Origin of the sequence: Pseudomonas sp. Lz4W, from assembly GCF_000346225.2 — a bacterium.
GTDB classification, from domain to species: Bacteria; Pseudomonadota; Gammaproteobacteria; order Pseudomonadales; family Pseudomonadaceae; genus Aquipseudomonas; species Aquipseudomonas paraversuta.
In genome coordinates, this window is record NZ_CP017432.1 from 1,912,400 (window position 1) to 1,931,393 (window position 18,994).

An 18,994-nucleotide genomic window follows, 5' to 3' on the forward strand; every position below is an offset into this window, starting at 1 on the left:
TCCCTTATGGCAAACCAACCCGCATCGGCCAGCTTTATCAAGGACCCGCTCTGGTACAAGGACGCGGTGATCTACCAGGTGCATATCAAGTCATTTTTCGATTCCAATAACGACGGTATCGGCGACTTTCCCGGCCTGATCAGCAAGCTGGATTACATCGCCGAGCTGGGGGTCAACACCCTGTGGCTGCTGCCGTTCTATCCCTCGCCACGGCGCGATGATGGCTACGATATTGCCGATTATCGAGGCGTGCATCCGGACTACGGCACCCTGGCCGACGTCAAACGCTTTATCGCCCAGGCCCACAAGCGCGGTCTGCGGGTAATCACTGAACTGGTGATCAACCACACCTCGGATCAACACCCCTGGTTTCAAAAGGCCCGCCGTGCCAAGGCCGGCTCCAGGGCTCGGGATTACTACGTGTGGTCGGATACCGATGAAAAATACGACGGCACCCGGATCATTTTTCTCGACACCGAAACCTCGAACTGGACCTGGGACCCGGTCGCCGGCCAGTACTTCTGGCACCGCTTTTACTCCCACCAGCCGGACCTGAATTTCGACAACCCGCAGGTGATGAAAGAAGTGCTGGCGGTGATGCGCTACTGGCTGGACATGGGCATCGACGGCCTGCGCCTGGATGCCATTCCTTACCTGATCGAGCGCGATGGCACCAATAACGAAAACCTGCCCGAGACCCATCAGATCCTCAAGCAGATCCGCGCCGAAATCGATGCCCATTACCCCGACCGCATGCTGCTGGCAGAGGCCAATCAATGGCCCGAAGACACCCAGCAGTATTTTGGCGACAGCGATGGCATCAATGGTGATGAGTGCCACATGGCCTTCCACTTTCCGTTGATGCCGCGCATGTACATGGCCTTGGCCCAGGAAGACCGCTTCCCGATCACCGATATCCTGCGCCAGACCCCGGAAATTCCGGCGAACTGCCAATGGGCAATTTTCCTGCGCAACCATGATGAGTTGACCCTGGAAATGGTCACCGACAAGGAACGCGATTACCTGTGGAACTACTACGCCGCCGACAAGCGGGCGCGGATTAACCTGGGGATTCGTCGGCGTCTGGCGCCGTTGATGGAACGTGATCGCCGGCGCATCGAGCTGCTCAACAGCCTGTTGTTATCGATGCCGGGCACGCCGACCCTGTATTACGGCGATGAAATTGGCATGGGGGACAATATTTACCTCGGCGACCGCGACGGGGTGCGTACGCCGATGCAGTGGTCGATTGACCGTAACGGCGGATTCTCGCGGGCCAACCCGGCGAGCCTGGTGTTACCGCCGATCATGGATCCGCTGTATGGCTATCAATCGGTGAACGTTGAGGCCCAATCCGGCGATCCGCATTCATTGCTCAACTGGACCCGGCGCCTGCTGTCCGTGCGCCAGCAGCAACAAGCCTTTGGTCGCGGCACCTTGAAAATGCTGTCCCCCAGCAACCGGCGGATTCTGGCGTACATTCGCGAATACACCGACGGCGACGGCAAGACTGAAACCATCCTCTGCGTGGCCAACGTGTCGCGCAGCGCCCAGGCGGCAGAGCTGGAGCTGTCCGAGTTCGCCGGGCGGGTACCGGTGGAGATGCTGGGGGGCAATGCCTTTCCGCCCATTGGCCAGATGGACTTCATGCTGACCCTGGCGCCCTACGGTTTTTACTGGTTTTTGCTGGCTACCGAGAGTCAGATGCCGAGCTGGCACGCAGAACCGGCGCAAAGCCTGCCCGAACTGCTGACCCTGGTGCTCAAACAGCGCCTTGAAGAGTTGCTCGATACCCCGCCGCGGACCACTCTGGAAAACGTGATCCTGCCGGCGTGGTTACCCAAACGCCGCTGGTTCGGGCAAAAAAATGCACCGGTCGAGCAGGTCAAAATTCTCCACGGCACCCGTTTTGGCGATGCCTTGCACCCCATGTTGCTGACCGAGGTACAAGTCACCAGCGGCGGCGAACAACACCATTATCAAGTGCCCCTTGGGGTATTGGGCGAGGATCAGGCAAGCGGCACGTTGGCCCAGCAATCGGTGCTGTCGCGGCTGCGGCGTGGCCCTCAGGTCGGTTTCATGACCGATGCTTTTGCTCTTGAAGCCTTTGTCAGGGCCGTACTGGCGGGCATGCAAAGCGGCGAGACAATCAGCAGCAGCGCCGGCACTATCAGTTTTACCGCGACCGCGCAGCTGGCGGCCCTGGGGCTCAACGAACAGAGTGAAGTGCGTTATCTCACGGCCGAACAATCAAATAGCTCGGTGGTGATCGGCGGCGCCATGGTGCTTAAGCTGATCCGCAAAATCAGCAGTGGTCAGCATCCGGAGCTGGAGCTGGGTGCCTACCTGACCGATGCCGGGTATCAGCATATTTCTCCGCTGCTGGGGGCAGTGGTGCGCCATGGAACCGGGGGCGAAGAGACCTTGCTGATGATTGCCCAGGGCTATTTGAGTAACCAGGGCGATGCCTGGACCTGGACCCAGAACAACCTGGAGCGGGCCATTCGCGACGAAATGGCCGACGCCATGTCCGAGCACGAACAGCATTACAACGCCCTGGCCGAACTGGCAGATTTTGCCGGTTTGCTCGGCCAGCGTCTGGGGGAGATGCACGGGGTGCTGGCGCAAGCCAGCGACAACCCTGACTTTGCCCCTCAGACCACGTCCGAGGCCGATACCCGGCAGTGGGCAAGCCATATCAACGGGCAATTGAAGCAGGCCTTGAAGCTGCTCAAACAACATCTGCCCGAGCTTGGCGAGCCTGAGCAAAAACAGGTGAAAAAACTGCTGGCGCAACAAGGCGCGATCACCGCCCATGTCCAGCAACTGGCCAAGAGAACCCAGGGTGGCCTGAAGATCCGGGTGCATGGCGACCTGCATCTGGGGCAGGTGCTGGTGGTCAAGGGCGATGCCTACTTCATCGACTTTGAAGGTGAGCCTGCGCGCCCGCTGTCAGCCCGGCGCAGCAAGCACAGCCCCTATAAAGACCTGAGCGGGGTATTGCGCTCCTTCGATTACGCAGCGGCCATGGCGGTCAGCAACGTGCAACAGTCGGATCACTCGGATCAGGCTGACGATGCACGGCAACGGGTGGTTGAACGCTATTTGCAAGAAGCCCGGACAGCATTGGTCGATGCATACCGGCAAGCAACAGCTAGCCTTGCCCATGACTGGAAAGTGGCCGGGGGCGAGGATGCCGCACTGGCGCTGTTCAGTCTGGAAAAGGCGGCCTATGAAATTATCTATGAAGCGGCAAATCGGCCTGCCTGGTTGCGGGTTCCCTTGCAGGGTTTAAGCGATTTGCTCACCCACTTGCCAAGTACGGCCAAGCCTTTACCGGATGGAGAGAAGTGATGAGTTCAAACAAGGTTCCTGGCCCGGGGAAAATGGCTGTGCTGCCCGCGCGCGACGACATCGAAGCACTGATCAACACTCGGCACCGGGACCCTTTTGCGGTGTTGGGGCCGCACCCGGACGGTGTGGGCGGGCAAGTGATACGGGCATTTTTGCCCGGTGCCCTGAGCGTCAAGGTAGTGGCCCGCGACTCGGACGAGGTGATTGGCACGCTGGACAGCAGCGAGGTCCCGGGCCTGTTTGCCGGGCATTTTGCCGATGTCCGCGGCTATCGGCTATGTATCAGTTGGGCCGGTGGCGAGCAGACCAGTGAAGATCCTTACAGCTTTGGGCCTTTGCTGGGGGAAATGGACCTGTATCTGTTTGCAGAGGGTAATCACCGGGACTTGAGCAGTTGTTTCGGCGCCCAGGTCATGAGCGTCGATGGCGTTCCCGGTGTGCGTTTTGCGGTGTGGGCGCCGAATGCGCGGCGAGTGTCGGTGGTGGGGGATTTCAATATCTGGGATGGCCGCAGGCACCCCATGCGCCTGCGCCATCCAAGCGGGGTCTGGGAGCTGTTTATCCCGCGTCTTGCGCCAGGTGAAGCCTACAAGTACGAAATTCTTGGGGCCAACGGTATCTTGCCGCTCAAGGCTGATCCGGTGGCGCTGGCCACCCAGTTGCCGCCCGATACGGCCTCCCGGGTGGCCTCGCCGCTGCAGGTGGACTGGCAGGACGCGGCCTGGATGCAGAGTCGCGCTGAACATCAGAAGCCGGACGCGCCATTGTCCATTTATGAATTGCACGCCGGCTCCTGGCAGTGCGAGGTCGACGATATCGGCGAAGTTGCGCGCCTGTATAACTGGCATGAACTGGCAGAGCGCCTGATCCCTTACGTACAGAAACTGGGGTTCACCCATATCGAGCTGATGCCGATCATGGAACACCCGTTTGGCGGTTCGTGGGGCTATCAGCCCTTGTCCCAGTTTGCGCCGAGTGCCCGGTACGGTTCGCCGGATGATTTCGCAGCCTTCGTCAATGCCTGTCATGTGGCCGGGATCGGGGTGATTCTGGACTGGGTGCCCGCGCATTTTCCCAACGATACCCATGGCCTGGCGCAATTTGACGGCACGGCGCTGTATGAATATGCCAACCCGCTGGAGGGCTATCACCAGGACTGGAACACCTTGATCTACAACCTGGGGCGCACCGAAGTCCATGGCTTCATGCTGGCCTCGGCGTTGCACTGGCTCAAGCATTTCCATATCGACGGCCTGCGGGTGGATGCGGTGGCCTCGATGCTGTATCGCGATTACTCGCGCAAAGCGGGCGAGTGGGTGCCGAACATCCATGGGGGCCGGGAAAACCTCGAAGCCATTGAGTTCTTGCGCCATCTCAACGACGTGGTGGCCCTGGAAGCCCCCGGCGCCCTGATGATTGCCGAAGAGTCCACCGCGTGGCCGGGGGTCAGTCAGAGTACCCAGCAGGGCGGTCTGGGATTTGCCTACAAATGGAACATGGGCTGGATGCATGATTCGCTGCACTACATCCAGCAGGACCCGATGTACCGTGCCCATCATCACAACGAGTTGAGCTTTGGCCTGGTGTACGCCTGGAGCGAGCGCTTCATCCTGCCGATTTCCCACGATGAAGTGGTGCACGGCAAGCATTCACTGATCGACAAGATGCCCGGGGATCGCTGGCAAAAATTCGCCAACCTGCGGGCCTATCTGAGTTTTATGTGGGCGCATCCGGGCAAGAAGTTGCTGTTTATGGGCTGTGAGTTCGGACAGTGGCGCGAGTGGAACCACGATCAGCAACTGGACTGGTACTTGCTGCAATACCATGACCACCAGGGGGTGCAGAAGCTGGTGGGTGATTTGAATCGCCTGTACCGCGAAGAACCGGCGCTGCATGACCAGGACGATGTGGCGCAAGGCTTTCAATGGCTGATCGGGGATGATGCGACCAACAGTGTCTATGCCTGGCTGCGCTGGAGCAAGGCGGGCAAACCGCTGCTGGTGGTCGCCAACTTCACCCCGGTGCCTCGTCCGGGATATCGCATTGGCGTGCCGTTTTCCGGTACCTGGCAAGAGGTGCTCAACAGTGATGCGGATACTTATGCTGGTTCCAACTATGGCAATGGCGGGGGAGTGATGACCCAGGCCTTGCCAAGTCATGGCCAGGAGGTTTCGCTGGCATTGAATCTGCCGCCGCTGGGGGTTCTGATTTTACAGCCGACGTGATGCCTGGTGGTATGCCCCGGTGCTTTTCCTTTTCAGCCTGCCGGGGCAGATTTTTCCGGGTAGTCGCTGACGAGCAACGAGGCTGCGACAAGGGGCAGCAGGCCCTTCAGTTGCGGGGGCCTGCTACGCAGTCCATCGCAGCCTCGTCAGCGACTACCGGTGAAAGGCCCCACAAGTGTGACGGTCCCAGGGCAACCGGGCGCAGCCTTCGGCAACTGCCGCTACCAACGATTGTTCACAGATGCACCTCCACCGCCAACGGCAGGTGATCCGATAGATGGGGCCACGGTTTGTGGCCCAGGATGGTCGGGTGATGACTGGAGGCATTGCGCAGGTAAATCCGGTCCAGACGCAGCAGCGGCCAGCGCGCCGGGTAGGTCCTGGCCAGTTTGCCGTGGTGACGTTCAAATACTTCGTGCAGGTCGTCACGCTGGGAAAGCATGGCATTGCCTTGCTCTTTCCAGTCATTGAAATCACCGGCAATGATCACCGGATCTTCAGGCGGCAAGGACTTGAGCAACTGATTGAGCAGCACGATCTGCAACTGTCTGTGGCTTTCCAGCAGGCTCAAGTGGACGCATATCGCATGCACGTTCTCGTGCCCCGGGACATCCAGCACGCAGTGCAGCAGGCCACGCCGTTCCGGGCCGGTGATGGATACATCGAGGTTGCGGTATGACTTGATCGGGTACTTGGACAACACCGCATTGCCGTGATGACCGTCGGGGTATACCGCATTGCGCCCGTAGGCGTAGTCGGTCCACATGCTGTCAGCCAGGAATTCATATTGCGATACCTGTGGCCAGGCGTCGTAGCGCGATGCGTGCTTCTCATGTTCGCCCAGCACTTCCTGCAGAAAAACCAGGTCGGCCGATGTACTGCGTACGGCGTCGCGCAGTTCGGGCAGGATGAAACGGCGATTGAAGGCGGTGAAGCCCTTGTGCATGTTGACCGTGAGCACCTTCATTCGGTGTACATCAGGCACTGCGCCCGGGGCGGGTGACTCAATGTCGTTACCGGCAATATCAAGGGTCATGGTTTCTCCTGGGTTGTCAGGGTCCGACCCGGTGCGAGCCTGGCCGTTCAACACAGGCTATTTATAGCGCACCGGGCCGTGGGTCCGGTTGATGTTGATCAGCTGCCGGGGCGATCAGCAGTGACTTCAGGTAATCGCCGAAGCCACCCCTGGCGCGACAGTCCAGCCGGGCACTGGTGGTCACCCTGGGCCGGTGGCTCCAGGCGATGGAGGCACCACTGGCCTGCAGCCGCTTCACCAGATGCACATCTTCATGGCACGCCAACGGCTCAAAACCTCCAGCATCGCGATATGCCCGGGCACTGAAGCCCAGGTTGGCGCCATGAATGTGCCGATGCCCGTCCCGGGCCTCATAGGCCGCCAGATATCGGGCGCGGGCAGGGGCATCGACCAGGGGGCCCCAGTCATCGATCCGCACGGTGCCGCATACGGCATCGGTATTGAGCGCCAGTTGCGCCACCAGCCAGTCATCGGCTACCAGGCTGTCTGCGTCGGTGCAGGAGATCCATCGCGCCCCCTGCTCAAGCAGCCACTGTGCACCGGTGCCCCGGGCGACTCCGACATTGCGGGCCTTGATGTGCAGCACCTTGATGTCGTACTTGGCGGCTATGTCTGCCGAACCATCGCTGCAACTGTCGAGCACCAGCGTCACCTTGACCGCCTCGCCGTTGAGTTCGGGGTGCCGGGCTGCCGTGAGCGCAGCTTGCAGGCATTGCGCGAGCAGATCTTGCTCGTTGTGAGCAGGTATCAGAATGCCGATCATCGCAGGCCCTCCTGGCTTGCCACTGACATAGGGTCGAGGCCCCAGACTTCAAGTACAAAATCATCTTCCAGGTGCTGCGCGAGCCGGCTCAGCCCCAGGCCGGCATGCAGCAGGCCATGCACTTGATCCCCGGTCAGGGCGCAGCCCTCGATGGCCGGGCGCCAGTGACAGGCCAGTACCTGTCCCTGCTCTGCAAGGCTGCCCGCGATCCGCTCAATCAAGGGCTGCAACTCGTTGGCATCCAGGTAGTAGCCCAGTTCACTGAGTACGATCAGGTCAAAACGGCCACTGGCCCAATCGGCCGGTAACCGGCTCTGGCGAACTTCAACGTTCGGGCAGTGGCTCAGGCGTTGCTGTGCCAGTTCGACCGCCCTGGCGGCTGCGTCGCAACACAACAGGCGGTCAGTGCGCTGGGCCAGGCCTGCACTTAACTCGCCATTGGCACAGCCCAACTCATAGATCGACCCATAATGCTGACGCGGCAAGCTGGCCAGGGTCAGTGCGCGTTTGCGCTGTTCGTACCAGCGCTCGCGAAAAGCCCACGGGTCCGGGTTCTGCTCATACAGCTGATCAAAAAAAGCCGTGGAAACACCCATGTTTCACTCCTGTACAAAGACTATTTCGTAGGGGCGCAGCAGGCGCTCGAGTGCCAGGGCCGGCAAAATCGGGCCTGAGCCAGTACTCGGGTCGTCCTGCAACTGACTGCTGAACGCACTGGCCGCATAGCGTTTACGCGCCATGGCACTGGGGCTGAGGTTGATTTTGTACGCGCGGGCCCAAGGCACCCGGGCATCGTCATCGCGGGCCCAGTGCCAGGTCCAGATCGGCAGTTCATGCAGGGTCGCGCCCACCGCTTTGGCGGCAGTGCTGCTGGCGCGGCCGACCGCATCGTGATCGCTGTGGCCGTCCTCGCGCCAGGTCGCGAACAGCACATCACCGGGGCGTAACTGCTGCTCGATAAACACTGCCACCGCGGCTTCCCGGGTGGCGACCTGACTGTCCTCAAACCCTGCCCGTAGCCATTGCCACTGCGGTAGCGCGAGCCCCAGGCGGCGCAGCGCTTCTTCGGACTCCTGAACGCGCAACGCGCCCAGCTGCTGCGCGGGCCACCGGGTTGACCCCGGGTGGCTGGCAGTGCCGTCGGTGACCGAGATAAGCAGCAACTCACGGCCGGACGCGCCGATCATCTGCAGCAAGCCACCGCTGCCCAGTATTTCGTCATCCGGGTGCGGGGCAATGATCACCGCGCGGGCACCTTCGGGTACCAGGTCCGACAGCTGTATTTCCGGCAACCCGGCCAGGCGCCGGGATTCGCTCCAGTGCTCCAGCGAGGTACCGGCCCCTACGATCAGATTGGTTTTCATAGCGGCCACCGGGTGTCAGGTTGCAGAGCCACCAGTTTGCCCAGGGCTTGCAGGTCGCGTTCGGCATGGCTTTGGCGCAGGTACACCGGCAGGTCGGCGCTGAGGCGGGCAAAGTGCGGATTCTGGCAATAAGGGCCCGCGCCCAGTGCCCGGCCCACATGCTGAATCACCTGTTCGGCGCAGGCTTCAATGTGCGCCCGGGCCTGACGTGCCAGCAGTTGCGCGTCGGCCTCTGGGTTCTCATCGACCCGCCGGGCGCACTCGCGCAAAACGCAGGAGGCGCTGTACAGCGCAGCATTCACCGCGCCCAGATGGGCCTGGGCGTGGGGCTCTTCGCGCTGGCTGCAGTGCTGTTGCAAGTAACTGCCCAGCCGGCTGGCTGCAGCGTGCCAGCAGGCGGCGATACCGATGGCGCCGTGCCAGAAACCCGGGCGCTGCAAGTAGTCGCCGGGGCGGCCGATACAGGTGGCGGGCGCCTGCTCGAAGGTCACCTCGACACTGGCGGTGGCGCGCATGCCAACCGCTTCCCAGCCATGTGACGAGACGCTGATGTGTGGCTGGTGCATGTCCACCGCGACCAGTTGCACCGCGCCTTGCTCATCCCGTGCGGTGAGCAGGCCATGACTGACCACCGCCGCGCCCGAACACCAGGCCTTGCGGCCGGTGAGGATGGCCTGGCCATCGACCAAATGCACATCGACCCGGGCATCCGGCGGTTCTGCCGCCCACAATCCCCAGGTGCTGCCCGGTGCAGGCCGGGGGGCACCCAGTTCGTGGAGGGTGGCCAGGGCATCGGTATGGCCTTCATAAAGCTTGCACAGGCCCAGGTCCTGGCCGGCGACCCGCCCCAGTCGCTGCCAGCGCTCCAGGGTCTGGCCGCTGCCCGGCATCGGCAGTTGATCGAGGCCGGCCTGCACCATTTGCCGCAGGCAATCGCCCAGCGCCTGAGGGGTGTCCAGGCGCGGCGCGTGGATTTCAAAAAATGCGTGCAGATCCATGTTCAGGTCCCTTGTTCACGCATCAGCTCGAACAGCGCCATCGAACGTCCATTGACGCAATAGGTGCTGTTGAATGCCAGGACATCCTGGCCCTTGATGTCCGGGTCGAAGGTGTCGAATTTACAAATCCAGCCGGTGCCCTCGGGCACTTCGGGCAGGGTGAAATCGACCCCGTCATGGTGCGCGTTGACGGCAATCAGCAGTGTGGCGTCGGCACCGGCCCGTTGTACCCCCGAGACCCGGGCCCGGCCGTCCAGCAGCATGCCCAGACTGCGGCCATTGGCGTCCTGCCACTGCTCGATACTCATTTCATTGCCGTCGGCGGCCAGCCAGGTCACGTCCTTGACCCCCAGTTCTTCGTTGTAGTGGCCGACCAGAAACAGGTTGCGACGCAGGATCGGATAGCTCATGCGCAGTTTGATCAGGCGCTTGACGAACTTGAGCAGCGACTTGCCGTCTTCGTCCAGGTCCCAGTTGATCCAGCCAATTTCGCTGTCCTGGCAATAGGCGTTGTTATTGCCGTGCTGGGTACGGGCGAATTCGTCACCGGCGACGATCATGGGTGTGCCCTGGGCCAGCAGCAGGGTGGCAAAGAAGTTGCGCATCTGGCGCAGACGCAGGCCGTTGATTTCGGGATCGTCGACAGGGCCTTCAGCCCCGTGGTTCCACGACAGGTTGTTGTTGCTGCCGTCCTGGTTGTCCTCGTCGTTGGCCTCGTTGTGCTTGTCGTTGTAGGACACCAGATCGTGCAGGGTGAAACCGTCGTGTGCGGTAATGAAGTTGACCGAGGCATAGGGCCTGCGCCCACGCTGATTGAACAGCTCGCCGGAAGCGGTCATGCGCGCGGCGAAATCGGCCAGTTGGCCCTCGTCGCCTTTCCAGAAGGCCCGTACGGTATCGCGAAAGCGGTCGTTCCACTCCGCCCAGCCCGGCGGGAAACCGCCCACTTGATAGCCCCCGGGGCCGCAGTCCCAGGGTTCGGCAATCATCTTCACCTGACGCAGCAACGGGTCCTGGCGGCAGGCCACCAGGAAGCTGTGCCGCTCGCTGAAGCCTTCGTGATAACGCCCCAGAATGGTCGCCAGATCGAAGCGAAAACCGTCCACGTGCATTTCATGGGCCCAGTACCGCAACGAGTCGGTGACCATCTGCAGCACGCAGGGGTGGCTCAGGTCCAGGGTGTTGCCGGTGCCGGAATCATTGATGTAGTAGCGATTGTCATCGGGCATCAGCCGGTAGTAGGAGGCGTTGTCGATCCCGCGCATCGACAGGGTGGGGCCTTGCTCGTTGCCTTCGGCGGTGTGGTTGTAGACCACGTCGAGAATGACTTCCAGACCGGCCTCGTGCAGGTGCGCGACCATCTCCTTGAACTCGGCGATTTTGCCGCTGGCCAGGTAGCGCGGGTCGGGGGCAAAAAACGCGATGCTGTTGTAGCCCCAGTAGTTGGTCATGCCTTTTTGCAGCAAGTGCTGGTCGTTGACGAACGCATGCACCGGCAGTAGTTCGACGCTGGTGACCCCCAGCTTGCGGATGTGCTCGATCACTTCGTCAACCATCAGCCCGGCAAAGGTGCCGCGCACATCTTCGGGTACCGCCGGATGGCGCATGCTGATCCCGCGAACATGGGTTTCGTAGAAAATCGTACGGTCCCAGGGCACTTGCACCCTATGGTCGTGGCCCCAGGTGTGGGCGGGGTCTATGACTTTGCATTTGGGCACGAAGGGCGCGCTGTCACGTTCGTCGAAACTCAGGTCGGCGTCGGGATGGCCGATGGTGTAGCCAAACAGCGCTTCAGACCATTTAAGCTCGCCGACCAATTGTTTGGCATAGGGATCGATCAAGAGTTTGTGGTGATTGAAGCGGTGGCCATTTTCCGGGTCATAGGGGCCATAGACTCGGTAGCCGTAGATTTGCCCCGGGTGGGCATCGGGCAAGTAGCCGTGGAAGGTTTCGTCGGTGTACTCGGGCAGTTCAATGCGCTCAAGCTCGATTTCGCCGCTGGGATCGAACAGGCACAGTTCGACTTTGGTGGCGTTGGCTGAAAACAATGCAAAGTTGACCCCCAGCCCGTCCCAGGTGGCGCCGAGCGGAAAGGGCAGGCCTTCACGAATGCGCGAGGGTTCAACGTCCGGAGTTGCAGGGGGGGGCGACTTGGGCTTGGTCATGACTGCTCCTGGGTAATGGGTTAAATCCTGAACGTTGATTCGCAGCGCGACTGGCGAAGGCAGCGTGTTTTCAGGGCATAGCTTTGCCGTCAGGCATTACTGGCCTGCTAAAAACTGATTAAAGATTCAGTGCGCAGACAAGTCTGCGCACTGCAAAAACCGGGTTAGGGTTTTGCCGGCTTGCGGGTTGCCTTGGGCTTTTTCGCCACGGGCTCTTTCGCAACCGGCCTGGCCGCCGCGCCAGGGTCTGGTTTGGCCCGGGCCTTGCGAGGTTCGGACTGGGACGGGGCGAGTGCTTCGGCCTGCGCCAGTTTGTGCGCCATCTCCCAATGCCGGGCTTCCTGGCCCTCGGGCTGGCCTTCGGATTCCCAGATCTGGTAAGCAAACTCACGGATGCGTTTTTCGTTGTTACTCATCGCAAAGCTCCTGAACTCAAGGGTTGATCATGAGATTGACGGGGAAGGTATCGAGAGCATCGCAGACCCGCAGCGTCTTACTTTTAGTGACTACCGGTGTTTCAAAAAGTCCCTTTAATTTGAGGTTTAATCCGTCAAACGGTAAATCGATGCAGGTATCTGCCCAAATGGACTTTGAACTAAAGACGGGCGCCTGTTTTTGCAGGTCGGCGGCGCTCAAGCGTGGCACCACGATCACCGCCAGTTGATCCTGCCAGCGACGGGCAAATGCGAGTACTTGGGTGGCCCGCGGACCGCTTACCGTCAGCGGGATATAGCTGCCGCGACTGAACAGCTGCGGGTGGCGCGCGCGCAGATGCAGGGTGCGGGCAATCAATGCCTGTTTGATCGCACCACTGCGCCACTGCAGCAGCAGTTGGTCTTCACTCAAAGGGCTGGCAAGCAGTTGCTGGCGCTGTTCGAAGTCCACGGGCCGGCGGTTGTCCGGGTCCACCAGGCTCAGGTCCCAGAGGTCGGTGCCCTGATAGATGTCGGGAACCCCGGGGGTGGTCAGTTTCAACAGACATTGCGCCAGCCCGTTGACGGCCCCGGCACTGGCGATGTCTTCACAGGCCTGAAACAGTTCGGTGCGTAAAGCGAGCCCGGCCGGTTGCAGCAGCAGTCGGGCAACAAAGGTTTTGACCCCTTGCTCATAGGCTTCGTCAGGGGCGTCCCACTGGCTCTCGAGCTTGGCTTCGCGCAAGGCCTTGAGTTGCCACTGCCAGATTCTGTCGTGGTATTGCTGCAGGCCCGGAGCATCGTCAAGCCGCAGATCCAGCGGCCAGGTACTGAGGATGATTTGATACAGGATCAACTCATCGCCGGGCGTCGGGCCACTGGCGTCTGCCCGCAGTGCCTGGGCCAGGGGTTGCCAGCGCTGCACGCACTGCACGTACCAGGCACTGCGCTCACTGAGTACGGCAAGGCGCGCGCGGCTGTCTTCGCCGCGCTTGTGATCATGGCTGGCGGTGGCCAGCAGGTTGTCCGGCAAGTGCTTTGAACGCTGCTCGCAGACGCGGTGAAAGTCTTCGCTCGGGGCACTGATACGTTCGGTACTGAAGCCGACATCGTTGCGCGACAACAATCGTCCATAGCGATAGAGCGCCGTGTCTTCCACGGCTTTGGCGGCAGTGGGCGAGGTCAGTTGCTGAAAACGCACACAGGCATGCTTGAGGCGTTTGCGTGAAAAGCCTGCAGGCCAGTTGCGCCAGGCAGCGCCCCCCAGCCACTGTTGCAAATTGGCCAGCACGGGCCAGTCGGCTTCACCCAGCTGCTCCCGGGCGCCAGCCATTGCCTGTTCAAAGAAGACCTCATCGGCCGCGCTGCGGCCGTTCGCGCCGATATAGATGCGGTACACCGGAAAATGCATCACCAGCGCTTCCAGAGCCCGGCGTATGGCGCCCAGGGTCAGGTCGCGGCTCATGATGTCGTCGCGGGCAACGTCCAGCAATGCCTGGGCCACGCTTGAAAAATCACCGGCAAGGGAACCGTTGAGGATCTGTTGGCGTGCCAGCAAGGCTTCGGCGTGAAAGTCGGCTGGTCGCTGGCTGAGGCCGGACCATAACTGCGCCAGGGGTTGCTCACCCTCAGGTTGATGCTGAAGCAGTGACACCTGATCCATGAATTCATAGCCGGTGGTGCCGTCGACACACCAGTCGCCGGGCAGCAGCTCGTCCATGGCGAGGATCTTTTCGACATAGATGGGTATATGCCGGCCCGGGCTCAGGCTATCTACCCGGCGGCGCAATTTGCGGCAATACCCGCGCGGGTTGGCCAGGCCGTCAATGTGATCGATACGCAGCCCGTCCACCAGGCCCTGTTCAATCAGCTGAAATATTTTGCCGTGGGTGGCATCGAAGACTCTGGAGCGCTCAACGCGCAAACCCGCGAGTTCGTTGACATCAAAGAAGCGGCGCCAGTTGATGTCGTCGGCGGCAGTACGCCAGCTGGCCAGTCGGTAGGCCTGACGCTCGAGCAACTGGTGCAGGCGGGCAAAACCCTGGGCGTGGCGTGAATCGAAGTGTGACAACAGCTGCTGTATGGCGTCATCAGCGCCGGGCGACTGGCTGAATACGGCCAGTTGCTGTTGCAGCGCCAGGGCCTGTTCCCGGGGGCTATCACTGTCTTTGAGAGCCGAAAATTGCTCTGCCAGTACCTGCAAGGACTGCTGCGGGCTGTTGCCGAGGAGGGTGGCGTAGTGCAGCGGGCAAATGGGGAAATGATGGGTGCCATACTCTGCGTGAAAAGCGCCCGTGTCGGCATTGAAGCGCAAACGGATACTGCCTTCTTGCAGGCTTGCACCGTAGTCATTGCCCAGAAATGGCAGCAACAGCTGACCCTTTAGCAAGGGGTCGGAGGAGTGCCACTGGATGTCAAAAAACTCGGCGTACGGGCTGGCCCGGCCCCAGGCCAGAAGGTCTTGCCACCAGGCATTGTCAGACCCGCCCACGGCCATGTGATTGGGCACGATATCGAGGATCAGGCCCATGTCGTGGGCCCGCAGTTCGGCCACCAGACGCCGCAGCGCCGGTTCGCCGCCCAGCGCCGGGCTGACGTGGGCCGGGTCCACCACATCGTAACCATGCATCGAGCCTGCGCGGGCGGTGAGCAAGGGCGAGGCATATAGATGGCTGATGCCCAGGCGCGCGAAGTAGGGCACCTGAAGCCGCGCATCATCCAGGGTGAAACTGGCATGCAATTGCACGCGCTGGGTCGCGCGCACGGGCACTGGCGGCTGCACGTTCATTGATCGCGCTCCTGGGCTTGCAGTCGTGCGCAGGCGAGCAGTTCCAGGCGTCGGGCAACGTCTGCTGAATCAAGCAGGGTGTCGCAGTCTGCGGGAAGGCGTCGGCACCAGTTGGGGTGGCTGCTGATGGTCCCGGGCAGATTGGCCTGTTCTTGCAGGCCCAGGGCATCTTCGATGGGCAGCAGCACCAGCGGCGCGCGGGTATGTCCAAGGAAGCGGGCGCTGGCGTCGAGCACCTGGTCGGCCCCGGTGGATTCCTCCAGAAAATTCTGCCGGTCCTGACTCAGCGCCCGGTGCAGGCCATTACGTTCATGTTGGCGGTTTTCCCGCCAGTGGGCCTCGGTTGCCTGATCCACCATGCCCAGCCGGGCATTCCAGTCAATGTCGCGCTCCAGCCACCAGCCATTGAGGGTTGGCAGATCATGGGTGCTGGTGGTGGCCAGTGCGTTATCCGGCCAGTCCAGAATGGGCCGGAAATGGGCCCCGTAATCCTGTTCAAACAACAGCACGCGCATGCCCAGAATCGAGCGCTCGCTGAGTTTTTCGCGCAAGCCGTCGGGCACGGTGCCCAGGTCTTCGCCCAGGACAATGGCTTGATGGCGTACGGATTCCAGCGCCAGCAAGCGCAGCATGTCTTCGACCGGGTAGTACAGGTAGGCCCCTTCATGGGCCGGCGCGCCCAAGGGGATGACCCACAGGCGTTGCAGGCCCATTACATGGTCGATACGCAAGCCGCCGGCGTGGGCGAAGTTGGCCCGCAGCATCTCGATAAAGGCGCGGAAGCCGTTGCGCTTGAGGCCATCGGGGGAAAATGCGGAGATGCCCCAGCCCTGGCCCTGACGATTGAGCAAGTCCGGTGGAGCACCGACGGTGAGGTGCGCCAGCAGTTCATCCTGACGGCACCAGGCCTGGCTGCCGCCGCCATCGGCGCCCACCGCGAGGTCGGCGATCAGGCCAACCGCCATGCCGCTGTCGCGGGCGGCCTTTTGCGCCTGAGCCAGGCACCGGGCAATCAGCCACTGGCAAAAGGCGTAATAGCCGATGTTGTGGGCTTGTTCTTCGGCAAATATCAGCAGTGCCGGGCTGTCGGGATCGCGCCACTGTTCGGGCCACTGCCGCCAGTCCAGGCTTTGCTGCTCGGCCACATGCTGCGCCTGCAGGGCTTCGAACCGGCAGTGGTTTTCCAGGGCTTCACCGCCTTCGTCGCGAAACTGCAGGAAGTCGTCCAGCAGCGGCTGTTCACCGAGCAGGAAGTCTTCGTAGAGCTGGCGCAGCAGGGTTTGTTTGGCCAGGGTTGCCGCTGGCCAGTCAATCAGCGGCAGTTGCTCCAGCCGGTGCAGTTCGGGGGCAAGACCGCAGGTCTCGATGGCCCGTTGCACCGGGACCTCACCCAGTACAGTGGCGGGGGCGGCGTACAGGCTGTTGAGAAACAGCCGGCTGGAGGGCGAGTAGGGGCTGTAGCGATACGGGTCGCAGCTGAACATGGCGTGCATCGGGCTGATCGCCAGGGCATCGGCGCCACGCTCGCCGGCGGCCTGGGCAAAGTGCGCCAGGGCCCGGGTGTCGCCAAAACCGCCATCGCCCTGGCGTTTCAGGGCGTACAGTTGCGTGCTCAAACCCCAGGCCCGGGGTGTGGCACTGTTGACGGCGTCCGCCATGCTGTAGCACCGGGCCGGAGCTACGGCGAGGATGAAGTGCTGATCTTCGACCTGGGCCCGGTGATAACCCACCCCGATCATGCCGGGAAGCCAGGCGTCGGCGTCCAGTTGAATGTCCAGGGTGCCGCCGGTTTCCAGATGGATGACGCACTGGCTATGGGGGTTGAAATACCGCGCCAGGTTCAGGCTTTTACCCACGTCGGCAGTCAGCAGCGGCGGCAGGTGTTTGTTTTGCTGTTCCAGCTGCAGGTTAAGCAGGCTGGTTTCTATGGCTTCGGCCGTATCGGCAGGCAGACCGAGCCCGGCCAGTACCGCTCTCAGTGCGTGGGCCGGTACATGCTGGGGCGTCCCGTTGGCATCTACCCAGTCCACGGCCAGGCCGGCACGACTGGCCAGTATTTCAAGTTGCGCTTCACTCATGGGCGCTCTCCGATGGGGGCGATTGACGGGGGGCGGCAAGCAGGCTGACCAACGCGCAATAGGGGGCCAGCAGATGCTGCTCGTGGAGTTGCGAGGCCACTTGGGGCTGGCTTTGAAACAAGATTTCGGTAGCAGGCGCCGGGGTGTGGGGCACCGCGCGGGAACTCAGATTGAGGGTGATGTTCAGCACGCTGCCGTCACCCATGCGCCAGTGAGCGGCCACGGCGCCTGCCGCCAGTACATGGGCCCCCAGGGATTGGGTTCCGGGCAGGCGCGCAATGATCGATTGATGGCGTATGCGCAGCAATTCTTGATAGAGCGCCAGCATGTTATTGCGCTGCCCGTCATCGACCCCGGGCACTGACGGGCGGGCATGGCTAAAGGTCGATAACAGATTGGGATCGGGAATTTCCGGCCCCTGGCTTATCGAGTTGAAGCTGCTGAAGTCGGCGAATTCCTTGCGTCGGCCCTCGGTGACGGCCTGGGCCAGTTCGCCGGTGTAGTCGGTGAAAAACAGAAAGGGCTCGGGCGCTGCACTTTCTTCGCCCATGAACAGCAACGGAATCATCGGCGATAACAGCAGCAAGGTGGTCGCGGCGCGCAAGGCCTGGGGCGGGCAAAGCTGATGCAGGCGATCACCCAGGGCGCGATTGCCGACCTGATCGTGATTTTGCAAGAACAGGACGAAGGCGGTGGGCGGCAAATGGCTGCTGGATTCACCCCGGGCATTGCCGTGGCGATCGTTCTGGCCTTGAAAGACAAAGCCCTGACTCAAGCAACGAGCCAGCTTTTGGGTGTTGTTTTCGACAAACTCGGAATAATAGGCGTCGGTTTCTGCCGTCAGCAGTACATGCAAGACGTTGTGCCCGTCGTCATTCCACTGTGCGTCGTAGTCTTTTTCCAGGAGAAAGGCCTGATTGGCCTCGTTTTCCAGGGTCAGCCACAGCTGTCGTTCCGGGCCTGCGCGCTGGCGTACATGCTGCGCCAGTTCATGCATAAAACCCGGGTGATTGATTGCATGCACTGCATCCAGGCGCAGCCCGTCGCAGCGATATTCAAGCAACCACATCAGCGCGTTGCCGATGAAAAAGTCACGTACCTCACGGCGTTCGTAATTGATGCCGGCCCCCCAGGGGGTGTGGGCCTGCTCGTTGAAAAACGGGTTGGCATAGGTGGGCAAGTAATTGCCTTGCGGCCCGAAATGGTTGTAGACAACGTCCACTATGACCATCAGGCCCAGGCCATGGGCCTGGTCAATCAACTGCTTGAGTGCCTGGGGTGAGCCGTAGGTGTCATGGGGCGCGTACAGCAGGGCGCCGTCATAGCCCCAATTGCGTTCGCCGCTGAACTGCGCCAAAGGCATCAGTTCGATGCCGGTGACGCCCATTTGTGCCAGGCGCGGCAACAGCTTGGCCACTTCGGCATAGCCACCGAGCACGCCGACATGCAGTTCATAAATCACCGCTTCATGCCAGGGCCGGCCTTGCCAGTGGCGGTTGCGCCAGTGGTAATCATTGGGGTCGAGTACCACGCTGTAACCCTCGAGCCCGCCGTCCTGCGCCCGGGAGGCCGGGTCCGGCACCGTAAATTCGCCATTGATGCAGTAGCGATAACGGGTGCCCTTGGGGCAGGGGGCATCCAGCACAAACCAGCCCTGCGCCCGGGCCGGCATTGGCAGCGACCGGCCGTTATCCAGCTCAAGGCTGACCGAATGCGCATCCGGGGCCCAGAGGGTGAAGCGTGTGTGTTGCGCGTCCAGCAGGTGGGCGCCATGGGGCCAGGTTTGCAATGTCTGTGAAGGCATCGACTA

The 18,994-nt window shown here is 61.7% G+C and carries 12 protein-coding genes; 2 read left to right on the forward strand and 10 right to left on the reverse strand.

From position 1 onward, the window contains the following. The first annotated feature begins 6 nt into the window (after positions 1–6). Positions 7–3,354: a maltose alpha-D-glucosyltransferase gene (gene treS, locus B195_RS09110; RefSeq protein ID WP_003447554.1), complete on the forward strand. Its 3,348-nt coding sequence runs from the start codon at positions 7–9 to the stop codon at positions 3,352–3,354. Then, the gene (gene glgB / locus B195_RS09115) at positions 3,354–5,579 is read left to right on the forward strand and encodes a 1,4-alpha-glucan branching protein GlgB (protein ID WP_003447556.1); all 2,226 of its coding nucleotides are present in this window, start codon (positions 3,354–3,356) and stop codon (positions 5,577–5,579) included. Before treS ends, glgB begins: the two co-directional genes overlap by 1 nt. A 235-nt stretch (positions 5,580–5,814) precedes the next feature. On the opposite strand, the gene B195_RS09120 is transcribed toward glgB, so the two are convergent. The 10 genes from B195_RS09120 to treZ all read right to left on the reverse strand — a co-directional run bounded on the left by B195_RS09120 (position 5,815) and on the right by treZ (position 18,988). Next, the gene (locus B195_RS09120) at positions 5,815–6,615 is read right to left on the reverse strand and encodes an endonuclease/exonuclease/phosphatase family protein (protein ID WP_003447558.1); all 801 of its coding nucleotides are present in this window, start codon (positions 6,613–6,615) and stop codon (positions 5,815–5,817) included. Between the two features lie 61 nt (positions 6,616–6,676). Further along, positions 6,677–7,378: a glycosyltransferase family 2 protein gene (locus B195_RS09125; RefSeq protein ID WP_003447560.1), complete on the reverse strand. Its 702-nt coding sequence runs from the start codon at positions 7,376–7,378 to the stop codon at positions 6,677–6,679. Next, on the reverse strand, positions 7,375–7,974 hold the full coding sequence (locus B195_RS09130; RefSeq protein ID WP_003447562.1) for a class I SAM-dependent methyltransferase: 600 nt from the start codon (positions 7,972–7,974) through the stop codon (positions 7,375–7,377). Before B195_RS09130 ends, B195_RS09125 begins: the two co-directional genes overlap by 4 nt. Before the next feature lie 3 nt (positions 7,975–7,977). Continuing rightward, positions 7,978–8,742, reverse strand: a complete 765-nt coding sequence (locus tag B195_RS09135) for a PIG-L deacetylase family protein (RefSeq protein WP_003447564.1) — start codon at positions 8,740–8,742, stop codon at positions 7,978–7,980. Beyond that, on the reverse strand, positions 8,739–9,740 hold the full coding sequence (locus B195_RS09140) for an acyl-CoA dehydrogenase family protein (protein ID WP_003447566.1): 1,002 nt from the start codon (positions 9,738–9,740) through the stop codon (positions 8,739–8,741). Before B195_RS09140 ends, B195_RS09135 begins: the two co-directional genes overlap by 4 nt. A 2-nt stretch (positions 9,741–9,742) precedes the next feature. Further along, complete coding sequence (glgX, locus tag B195_RS09145) at positions 9,743–11,905, reverse strand: glycogen debranching protein GlgX (protein WP_003447568.1); 2,163 nt, start codon at positions 11,903–11,905, stop codon at positions 9,743–9,745. A 164-nt stretch (positions 11,906–12,069) separates the two neighbouring features. Beyond that, the gene (locus B195_RS09150) at positions 12,070–12,321 is read right to left on the reverse strand and encodes a DUF2934 domain-containing protein (RefSeq protein WP_003447570.1); all 252 of its coding nucleotides are present in this window, start codon (positions 12,319–12,321) and stop codon (positions 12,070–12,072) included. A 16-nt stretch (positions 12,322–12,337) separates the two neighbouring features. Further along, the gene (locus B195_RS09155; protein ID WP_003447572.1) at positions 12,338–15,106 is read right to left on the reverse strand and encodes a malto-oligosyltrehalose synthase; all 2,769 of its coding nucleotides are present in this window, start codon (positions 15,104–15,106) and stop codon (positions 12,338–12,340) included. Continuing rightward, on the reverse strand, positions 15,103–17,184 hold the full coding sequence (gene malQ / locus B195_RS09160; RefSeq protein ID WP_003447574.1) for a 4-alpha-glucanotransferase: 2,082 nt from the start codon (positions 17,182–17,184) through the stop codon (positions 15,103–15,105). The genes B195_RS09155 and malQ overlap by 4 nt, the downstream gene beginning before the upstream one ends. After that, on the reverse strand, positions 17,177–18,988 hold the full coding sequence (treZ, locus tag B195_RS09165) for a malto-oligosyltrehalose trehalohydrolase (RefSeq protein ID WP_003447577.1): 1,812 nt from the start codon (positions 18,986–18,988) through the stop codon (positions 17,177–17,179). Before treZ ends, malQ begins: the two co-directional genes overlap by 8 nt. Positions 18,989–18,994 lie beyond the last annotated feature (6 nt).